Below are 9,901 nucleotides of genomic sequence, written 5' to 3'. Positions count from 1 at the left end.
CCGATCCTCCCCTAGAACTTGGTCCGGATGCCGAAGGAGACCAGCCGCCCCAGCGTACTGCCGTTGGTATAGCCGGTGGCATTGTTCAGATACGGCGGATCCTCGTCGAACACATTGTCGACGTTCACGGTCAGCATGGTGTCCTTCATCACCTTGCCGAGATCGTAGCCCAGGAATAGGTCGACCGTGTCGAATGAGGAGACGCGGGTCTGCGGGAGCACCCCGAGCAGCGGAAATCCGCTGCGATGGTTGAGCGCCGCGCGGCCGATCAGATCGCCCACCTTGCCGCCCAGCGTCGCAACGAATTGAAGGCGCCCGTAACCATTCTTCAGGTCGTTGCTGAAGTCGCCACCCTGGATCGCCTGCGTCCTGCGTTTCAAGGTGTACGTGCCGGCGAAGCTCGCGTTCACCGATCCGAACGACGTGTCGTGGGCGTAGGCGAGGTTGAAGTCGATGCCGCTGGTGTTCACCGCGCCGAGATTGGCGCGCTGCGCCAGGAACAGCACATAGGGTGAGCTGACCGCGTAGAGCGCCGCCAGACTCGGCACCCCATCGATCCGCAGGTTGCCTGCCGCGGCCGTCGCCTGGGCCAGCGTCGGATTGAGGATGAAGAAGCTGGCGTAGTTGGGATCGGTGAACAGGATGGGCGAGGTGAACGGCGGAACGCTGATCGCGTCCTTGAACCTGACGTTGTAATAGGTCGCGCTGGCAATCAGGCCGGGCAGCGCCGCGGGCTTGAGGTCGAAGCCCAGCGACCAGGTATCGGCAGTCTCCGGGCGAAGGTCGGCGTTGCCGCCGGCGATCGCCATGGTCGGCCGCAGGATGTCGAACGGCGAGCTGTTCGGCGCGCGGAACGGGCTGAACGGGATAACCTGAACGCGCGAATCCACCGAATTGCCGAGGTCGGCGAGGCTCGGCGCATGGAACGACGTCCCATAGTTGCCGCGCAGCGTCAGCGCCTGGAACGGCCGGTAGGTGACGCCGATCTTGGGATTGGTGGTGCCGCCGACGTCGCTGTAATGGTCGTAGCGGACCGAGCCTGATATCTCGAGGCTGTAGAAGCCGCCGCTGCGGTTGTCCGCGCCGACGAGCGGCACCAGCACTTCGCCGAACACCGACTTCACGTCGCGGCTCGCGAAGGAGCTCGCGCCCACGACCGCGGCCTGGGGACCGCTGCCGGTGAACGAGCGGATGTTCTCATAATGATATTCGGCACCCACCGCGAGGCGGACGTCGCCGCCCGGCACCGCGAACAGCGGCCCGTCGAGGACCGCGCGGCCTTCGGCCAACTCCTGGTCGGCGTCGCCGTAATTCACGAAATCGTTGATCGCGGCGAGCACCGCTGGCGCCGTCGCCGAGAGATTGTAGGGATTGAGCGCCGTCGCCGTGCTCGTTCCCGCAAGTGCGGCAGTGACGGCGGTCGCGTTGAAGGAATCCTCGGTGGTGACATTCTCGCTGCGGCCGAAATTGGCCTGTGTGCGCAACTGCCAGCCGCCGCCCAGCTCGAAATCGAACTTGGGCGTCACACCGTATGAGGTGAAGGAAGCCGGGCTGACGTGGCTCGGCCCGAACACGTCGTCGAAGGCGAAGGCGACGGAATGCGCGAGCTCGGTCCCGATCCGCGAGAAATACGGGTTGGCAGCGGTGATCGTACCGCTCGCGCTCCCCTGCGCGGTGCGCGTCACCGTGTCGCGCCGCGACCAATAGGCCGTGGTCGAGAAGGTGATGCCGTCGCTCAGCTCCTGCATGAGGCTGGCAAAGACGCTGTGCCGCTTCTCGCGCGGATAGAGATCGGCGTAATCGGTCTGGTCGCAGCGGTTGAGCGAGCCCGGAACCCGACCCGGCAAGGCGTAGGTGGTGGTGCCGATGGTGATGTTGGCCAGCGGGCATGCGGTCGACCGATTGTCGGCGCCGCCGCGCGGGACATTGTTCGCGGTCGCGTAATCGCGATCGATGCCGAGCAGATTGTCGTGCCAGGCATAGGCATAGGAGACGTAGATCGAACCCGATCCCCAATCCTTGCCGGCGATCGCGCTGGCGTCGAACGTCTTGTAATTGTCGGCGAAGCCATAGCGCGCGTTGACGCCGATCCCGTCGTAGCGCTTGCGCAGGATGAAATTGATGACGCCGCCGATCGCATCGGAACCGTAGATCGACGATCCGCCGTCGGGGATCACCTCGACCCGATCGATCGCATCGGGGGGTATCACCGACGGATCGACCGACGTCTGGAGGATGCCGGCACCGACCAGCCGATGGCCGTTCATCAGCACCAGCGTCGTCGAGCCGCCGGACGCACCGAGGTTGCGGATGTTGGGCCGCACGATCGGATTGCTGTAGTTGCCGAGACCCGCAGGCACCGTCCCGAAATTGCCGATCTGCGGAATCGAGGCCAGCAGATCGTTGGACGAGGCGGCACCGGTGGCGACCACCTCGTCACGCGTCACGCCGATGACGTTGGTGCCGGTCGGCGCAACGCCGCGCAGCAGCGTGCCGGTGACGACGATGTCCGCCGCAGTCGCTTCGTCCGGGCCCGCAACGGGATCGATCTGCTCGCCCGGCACGGTATCCTGCCTCGGGTTCGCCGTCTCCGGCGCGACCTGCGCCTCCGCAGTCCCTGCCCACAGCAGCGCTCCCGCCAGCGCCGCCCGCGACAATCCGCGCGCGATCTCGCGCCGGTCCCGAAATGTCCTGACTATGCCGATCATACCGCCTCCCCTTCCCCTCGCCCGTTCGGGCGCTCGTCGATGCACGGCGGAACGGCCGACCTTCCCGTCGACCTCGCCTCCCTGGAATCGCTCTAGCGGCACCTTTTTCGCAATTATCCATCCACGATCCCGACCAATCGTGTCAATGGTAATTTTTTATTATTAATTCAAAATTCGATAAATTAGTACGGCCTCTTGCCCTTTTCGCTCCGGACGCTCATCCGGAGCGGCAGGAGGATGTTTCATGGAAGCCACGCTGGATTTCGGCCTCGGCGAGACCGCCGACATGATCCGGGACACCACCCGGCGATTCGCGCGGGAAAGGATCGAGCCGCTCGCCGCCCGCATCGATGCCGAGGACTGGTTTCCGCGTGACGAGCTATGGCCGGCGATGGGCGAGCTCGGCCTGCACGGCGTCACCGTCGAGGAGGAATGGGGCGGCCTCGGCCTCGGCTACCTCGAGCATGTCGTCGCCTGCGAGGAGGTGAGCCGCGCCTCGGCCTCGATCGGGCTCAGCTACGGCGCGCATTCCAACCTGTGCGTCAACCAGATCCGCCGCTGGGCCAACCCGGAGCAGAAGGCGAAATACCTGCCGAAGCTTGTCTCCGGCGAGCATGTCGGCAGCCTCGCCATGTCCGAGGCGGGCGCGGGCTCCGACGTCGTCTCGATGAAGCTGCGCGCGGAGAAGACCGAGCGCGGCTACGTCCTCAACGGCACCAAGTTCTGGATCACAAACGCGCCCTATGCCGACACGCTGGTGGTCTACGCGAAGACCGGGGACGGCTCGCGCGGCATCACCACCTTCATCATCGAAAAGGACATGCCCGGCTTCTCGATCGGGCAGAAGATCGAAAAAATGGGTATGCGCGGCTCGCCTACCGCGGAGCTGGTATTCGACGGCTGCGAGGTGCCGGACGAGAACGTCATGGGCCCGGTCAACGGCGGCGTCGGCGTGCTGATGAGCGGGCTCGATTATGAGCGTACCGTGCTCGCCGGCATCCAGCTCGGCATCATGCAGGCGAGCCTCGACGTGGTCCTGCCCTACATCCGCGAGCGCAAGCAGTTCGGCCAGCCGATCGGCCATTTCCAGCTGATGCAGGCGAAGGTCGCCGACATGTACGTCGCGCTCAACTCGGCGCGCGCCTATGTATATGCGGTGGCGAAGAGCTGCGACGCCGGCCTCACCACCCGTTTCGACGCGGCCGGCGCGATCCTGCTCGCCTCGGAGAATGCGGTGAAGGTATCGCTGGAAGCGATCCAGGCGCTGGGCGGCGCCGGCTACACCAAGGACTGGCCTGTCGAACGCTTCGCCCGCGACGCCAAGCTGCTCGACATCGGCGCAGGGACGAACGAGATCAGACGGATGCTGATCGGACGCGAGCTGATCGGGGCGAACTGAGGCCGTCGTTCCGTATTTCTAGGGCGGGTCGACATTTGAGGAAATGGCCGACATCTCCACCCCTCACCGTCACCCCGGACTTGTTCCGGGGTCCACTGAGCCTGCGGGCTGCGCTCAAGCCTCTTGTCCAGTCCTTGCCTCCCGCTGGACCCCGGAACAAGTCCGGAGTGACGGTTGGGAACCGGGCTACGGCAGACCTGCAACCCCAAATGTCGACAGGCCCTATGACTGCGGACTGACCAGGAACTGCTCGAAACGGCCGTTGTCGCCCGGTTCCGCGAAGGTCGAGAGCCTGAGCACTCGGTCGGGATAAGTGATGCGGTAGCTGCGGATCACATAGCCGCCGCGCAGCTGGGGGCCGCCCGCCGGCGCGAAACCGGTGGGCTCGCCGAGCGGGCCGAGGCTCGCCTTGTAGTCCGCCTGGGCGGTCGCATCGAAATAATAGTTGGCGTCCTCGGTCAGCAGCTTGCGGTCGAGTGAGCCGGCGCGGAGCTGGTCGAATACCTGCCGCGCCTTGGCCGCCGCCGCGGCTTCGGGTCCCGGCAGCGGCGGCGCCGCCATCACCGTTCGGACGATGCCGCGCGCGATCGTGCCGGTCGCATTGCCGAACCAGCTGTTGGTGAGCACCACCACCGCCGCCTTGTCGTCCGGGAACACCATGTTCTCGGACAGGAAACCCACCGCCTCGCCCGAATGCTCGATCATCTTGCGCCCGTCGGGCGTGCCGACGAACACGCCGAGGCCGTAGCTGGTGTCCTTGCCGTCCTTCAGCTTGGTCGTGGTCTCCTGCGCCTGCCAATCGTCGGCAGGGACGAGCGCGCGGTTGATCCGGGCGATGTCCCATTTGGCGAGGTCGGTCGCAGTCATCGACAGCTCGCCCGCCGCATAGAGCCACCCGGGCGCCGCCGGCGTCTCGACGCGGACGGGGCCGAGCGCGAAACGCTTGTAGCCCTGCGGATATTTCGGTCCGATCGCCTTGTCCTGGTCGAGCACGCTGGTCATGCCGAGCGGCTTGAAGATGCGCGCGCGCAGGAAATCGAGCAGCGGCCGGCCCGACACCTTCTCGACGATCATGCCGGCGACGACATAGCCGGTGTTGGAATATTGCCATTGCGTGCCCGGCTCGAAATCGAGCGGCTGCTTGGCCCAGCGGTCGACGATACCCTGCGGCGTGGTTGGCTTGGCCATGTTGGCGGGGCTGTAGTCGTGCGGCCAATAGTCGCGGATGCCCGAAGTGTGGTCGAGGAGCTGGCGTAGCGTGATGCGGTCGGCGCCCGTGATCTCAGGGAGATATTGCGCGACCTTGTCGTCGAGGCTGAGCTTTCCCTCGTCCTCCAGCAGCAGCACCGCCATCGCGGTGAACTGCTTGGAGATCGACGCGATCTGGTACGGCAGGTCCGGCGTCGCCTGCGGGATCGTCTCGGCCGCCTTGCCATAGGCCTTGGCATAGACGATCCGCCCGCCGCGCACGATCGCGATCGAGGCCGAGGGCGTGCCGGTGCCGGCGAGTGCCTCAGTGACGATCTTGTCGACCTGGCTGCTCTCGGCGGGGGTGAGCTCCTGCGCGGCGGCGGGAGCGGCGATCAGGGCGGTGGCGAGAAGGATGATGCGCATGGCCGCACCAAAGCAGGTGCGGCGGACGGGTGCAATCACTCGGTGGAACGACTGCATGGCTAACGTGTTTGGCACGATGGAGCGAGCCTGACGACAGGTAAGGGGCCTGCCGGATTCCTTCGCCCCGATCGGAACAACCGTAGGGGAGCACCGCCATGCCACATCGCCGCAGCTGGGCCGCGATCGTCGTCGGCCTGATCGTCGCCCTGATCGGGCTGGTGCTGGCGGTCGGCGGGGCCTGGCTCGCCGCGATCGGCGGCTCGCCCTATTATGTGATCACCGGCATCGCGATGATCGTCTCTGGCGTGCTGATGATCCGCGGGCGGATGAGCGGCGCGTGGCTCTATGTGGCGATCGTCGTCGCGACGATCCTGTGGGCGTTCTGGGAGGTGAGCTACAACGCCTGGGCGCTGGTGCCGCGGATCGTGGCGCCGATCGTGCTGCTGGTGGCGGTCATCCTCATCATGCCGACGCTGACTGCGCGGCCGCGCAGATGGGCGATCGCGCTGGGTTCGATCGCTGTCGTGGTGGTGGCGACGGGTGTGCTGTTCACCGTGGCCGGACGCGACCGCAACATCGCACTGCCGCTGCCGGCTCCGGGCGCGGCGATGAGCGATCCCTCCGGCCAGGCGACCGGCGCCGACTGGCCCGCCTATGGCGGCACCTACGCCGCTCGCCGCTATTCGCCGCTGACGCAGATCAACGCCAGCAATGTCGCCAGGCTCGAAAAGGTGTGGGAGACGCATACCGGCGGCACCCCGACCGATCCCGCCTATGCCAAGCTCTACGGAACCGAGAACACGCCGATCAAGGTCGGCAACCTGCTTTATACCTGCACCGCCAAGAACGTGATCGTCGCGCTCGATCCCGCGACGGGTAAGCAGGCATGGCGTTATGACCCGCAGGTGCCGGACGAGTGGATTCCCTACACCACCGCCTGCCGCGGCGTCGATTATTACGCGGTGCCGAACGCGGCACCGGGCAGCGAGTGCGCCGCGCGGATCATCATGGGCACGCTCGATTCGCGGCTGATCGCAGTCGACGCGCTGACCGGCCGGCCGTGCAGCGGCTTCGGCACCAACGGCCAGACCGACACCAAGATCGGCATGGGCGACGTCTATCCCGGCCTCGCCTCGATCAACTCGGCGCCGACGATCGTGCGGGGCGTGGTGGTGGTCGGGCACCAGATCCTCGACGGCCAGACGCGGCTGGCGCCGTCGGGCGTGATCCAGGGCTTCGACGCGGTCACCGGCAGGCTGCGTTGGGCGTGGGACATGATGCATCCCGAATGGACCGGCTATCCGCCCGCCGGCCAGACCTGGGCACGCGGCACGCCCAACATGTGGACCAGCACCAGCGGCGACGAGCAGCTCGGCCTCGTCTACCTGCCAATGGGCAATGCCGCGGTCGACTATTGGTCGAGCAAGCGCACGCCGCAGGAGAATGCCTATGCGACCTCGCTGGTCGCGCTCGACGTCACCACCGGCAAGCCGCGCTGGCGCTTCCAGGCCGTCAAGCACGACGTGTGGGACTATGACTTCGGCAGCCAGGCGACGCTGATCGACTACAAGGGCACGCCGGCGATCGTGGTGCCGTCCAAGCAGGGCGATCTCTACATCCTCGACCGTGCCACCGGCCGCTCGCTGGCGCCGCTCGCCGAAATGACGGTGCCACAGGGCGGGGTCGAGCCCGAGCAGCGGGCGAAGACGCAACTCTTCTCGAAATGGCATACCCTGCGCAAGGAGCCGCTAACCGAGCGCGACATGTGGGGCATGTCGCCGATCGACCAGATGGTCTGCCGCATCCAGTATCGCCGGGCGGATTACCGCGGTTTCTTCACCCCGCCGCGCGCCGACAGATACACGGTGGAATATCCGGGCTACAACGGCGGCAGCGACTGGGGCGGCGTGTCGGTCGACCCGACGCGCGGCGTCATCGTCGCCAACTACAACGACATGCCCAACTACGTCCGGCTGGTGCCGCGTGCCGAGGCCGACAAGCTCGGCATCGTGCCCCGCTATGCGATGAAGTCGAAGGCACAGCTCGCCAACGCGCACTCGATCGATCCGCAGTGGGATTCGCCCTATGCGGTCAAGGTCAACGCCGGCTGGCGGGTCAAGTTCACCGGCCTGCTCTGCAAGCAGCCGCCCTATGGCGGGATCCGCGCGATCGACATCGCTACCGGCAAGATCCTGTGGGACCGGCCGTTCGGCACCGCGCGCAAGAACGGGCCGTTCGGAATCGCCAGCGGGCTGCCCTTCCACATCGGCACGCCCAACAACGGCGGATCGGTGGTGACCGCGGGCGGGCTGGTGTTCATCGCCGCCGCCACCGACGACCTCATCCGCGCGATCGACATCGCCACCGGCAAGACGCTGTGGAGCGCGCCGCTTCCCGCCGGCGGGCAGGCGACGCCCGCCGTGTACGAGCAGAACGGGCGCGAGTATCTGGTGATCTTCGCCGGCGGCCACCATTTCATGGAGACCAAGCCCGGCGACAGCGTGATCGCCTATGCGCTGCCGCAGACGCGCTAGGGAACGGCTATTTGAGCAAGTTGGTCGAGACTGGCGTCGGCAGCGATTGCAACGCGTGCTGGGTTCTGGCCGCACGATAGGCCTGGAGCCGGTTCATGCCGGTCTCGCGCATGATGCGCTCGATGTCGTGCCTGGAAATCATCCGCTCTCATTCCCCGTAACCGCGCTGAGAACGGACACGGACGGCGCGGGTGCCGCGCACGGTCTGCGCTCGCCGCGCTGACGGAACGGTCCGTCGATATCCGGCATCCCGTCACCCAGGCTCGGGCATCGGCCGCGATGGCACCGCCAGCATCCCCGCCGCCCAGTCGAGCGCGAATACGGCCACGAGCGAGGCGCCGAACAACGGCAGCAGCACGCCCGCGACCAGCAGCATCGCCAGCGCGCCACGCAGCCGCGCCTCCGGCACTTTCGGCGGCGCGCCGAGCCGTCCCGCCGGACGCCGTTTCCACCACATGACGACGCCGCTGACGACGAGCAGCACGATGCCGATGCACGGGATCAGCATCACGATCTGGTTCGCCCGGCCGAAGTAATTGCCCATGTGGAGCTGGATGCCGAGCTCGATCGCCTTCGCGCCCCAGCCATAGTCCGCATAGGCGATCTCCCGGATCAGCCGCCCCGAATAGCGGTCGAAATAGAGCGTGCGCTGGCCCTGCGGCCGGTCGGGATAGCTATAGGCGGTGAACACGCCGGTCGGCCCCGCCGGCAGAAACAGGCGATAGCCGCCGTGCAGGCCATGGCCGGCAACAGCCGCGACGACCCTGTCGGTCAGATCGGGGCCATGGCTCTCCGCCATCGCCGGCATGGCGTCGTGACCGGGATGGCCGGCATGGGGATCGGAGGCCGGCATCGGCGCGCCTTCGAGCGTCCATGGCGCTTCGCCCAGCGCGGCCTTCATCGGCAAGCTCTTCGGCGGATCGTAGTTGCGGTTGGAGGCAGGGTAGCCGATTCCGACGGCACTGAAGGCCCGCTTCAGCACATCGCCCTGAACCCCTGCCCACGGCAGTCCGGTGAGGATCAGGAACAGGATCAGCGCGACGGTCCAGACGCCGGTGACGGCGTGGAGATCGCGCCAGAACAGCCGGCCCTTTGCCCACAGCCGCGGAAACAGGATGCCGCCCAGCCCCTTCCGCCCGCGCGGCCACCAGAGATAGAGGCCGGTCGCGATCAGCACGAGCGCCCAGCACGCCGCAAGCTCTACGATACGGTCGCCGATCGTACCGATCGCGAGCGACCCGTGGATCGGGTCGGCGAGGCCGACCAGCGTCCTTTCATAAACGAAGGAACCGAGCACCCTCCCCGTCCCCGGATCGACCGAGACGCGCACCGGATCGCCGGAGGTCGGCGCAACGAAGACGACGGCGGCGCGATCGTTGGCGGCGGGCAGGTCGATCCGCGTCGCCGCACCGGGATGGGCGGCCAGCGCCGCACCGATCATCCGCGACACCGGAACGCTGGTCGCATGAGCGGCGACGAAGCGCTGGTCCGGATAGATCGCGTCGTTGATCTCGTCGTTGAACAGATAGATCGTGCCCGTCACCGCCAGGATGAGCAGGAACGGCGCGACGACCAGGCCGGCATAGAAATGCCACCGCCAGATGGCGCGGTAGAGGCGGGATGACGCTGCGAGCGTGGCCATCGGT

General features: G+C 66.8%; 6 protein-coding genes. 2 read left to right on the top strand and 4 right to left on the bottom strand.

The genetic code is table 11. The features are described 5' to 3' along the window. Positions 1 to 11 precede the first annotated feature (11 nt). Positions 12 to 2,708 (bottom strand): TonB-dependent receptor plug domain-containing protein, encoded by a 2,697-nt coding sequence (locus AC2YHA_RS02520; RefSeq protein ID WP_487400250.1) that lies wholly within the window; start codon positions 2,706 to 2,708, stop codon positions 12 to 14. A 244-nt stretch (positions 2,709 to 2,952) separates the two neighbouring features. Here AC2YHA_RS02520 and AC2YHA_RS02515 point away from each other — a divergent pair, with 244 nt between their 5' ends. Then, complete coding sequence (locus AC2YHA_RS02515) at positions 2,953 to 4,107, top strand: isovaleryl-CoA dehydrogenase (RefSeq protein WP_487400249.1); 1,155 nt, start codon at positions 2,953 to 2,955, stop codon at positions 4,105 to 4,107. A 222-nt stretch (positions 4,108 to 4,329) separates the two neighbouring features. On the opposite strand, the gene AC2YHA_RS02510 is transcribed toward AC2YHA_RS02515, so the two are convergent. After that, on the bottom strand, positions 4,330 to 5,721 hold the full coding sequence (locus AC2YHA_RS02510) for a serine hydrolase domain-containing protein (protein WP_487400248.1): 1,392 nt from the start codon (positions 5,719 to 5,721) through the stop codon (positions 4,330 to 4,332). A 155-nt stretch (positions 5,722 to 5,876) separates the two neighbouring features. Between AC2YHA_RS02510 and AC2YHA_RS02505 the strand changes: the two genes are divergently transcribed. Further along, positions 5,877 to 8,255, top strand: coding sequence for a membrane-bound PQQ-dependent dehydrogenase, glucose/quinate/shikimate family (locus tag AC2YHA_RS02505; RefSeq protein ID WP_487400247.1), 2,379 nt, complete (start codon positions 5,877 to 5,879; stop codon positions 8,253 to 8,255). A 7-nt stretch (positions 8,256 to 8,262) separates the two neighbouring features. Here AC2YHA_RS02505 and AC2YHA_RS02500 read toward each other — a convergent pair whose 3' ends face one another. Both AC2YHA_RS02500 and AC2YHA_RS02495 read right to left on the bottom strand, forming a co-directional pair. Continuing rightward, positions 8,263 to 8,397 carry a hypothetical protein gene (locus tag AC2YHA_RS02500; protein WP_487400246.1) on the bottom strand — a complete coding sequence of 45 codons (135 nt, stop codon included), beginning with the start codon at positions 8,395 to 8,397 and terminating at the stop codon, positions 8,263 to 8,265. Positions 8,398 to 8,508: 111 nt separating this feature from the next. Further along, positions 8,509 to 9,897 carry a PepSY-associated TM helix domain-containing protein gene (locus AC2YHA_RS02495; protein ID WP_487400245.1) on the bottom strand — a complete coding sequence of 463 codons (1,389 nt, stop codon included), beginning with the start codon at positions 9,895 to 9,897 and terminating at the stop codon, positions 8,509 to 8,511. Between the last annotated feature and the right edge of the window lie 4 nt (positions 9,898 to 9,901).

Source organism: Sphingomonas sp. SRI_018, from assembly GCF_057586275.1.
This window is presented reverse-complemented; position numbering and strand designations above follow the sequence as displayed.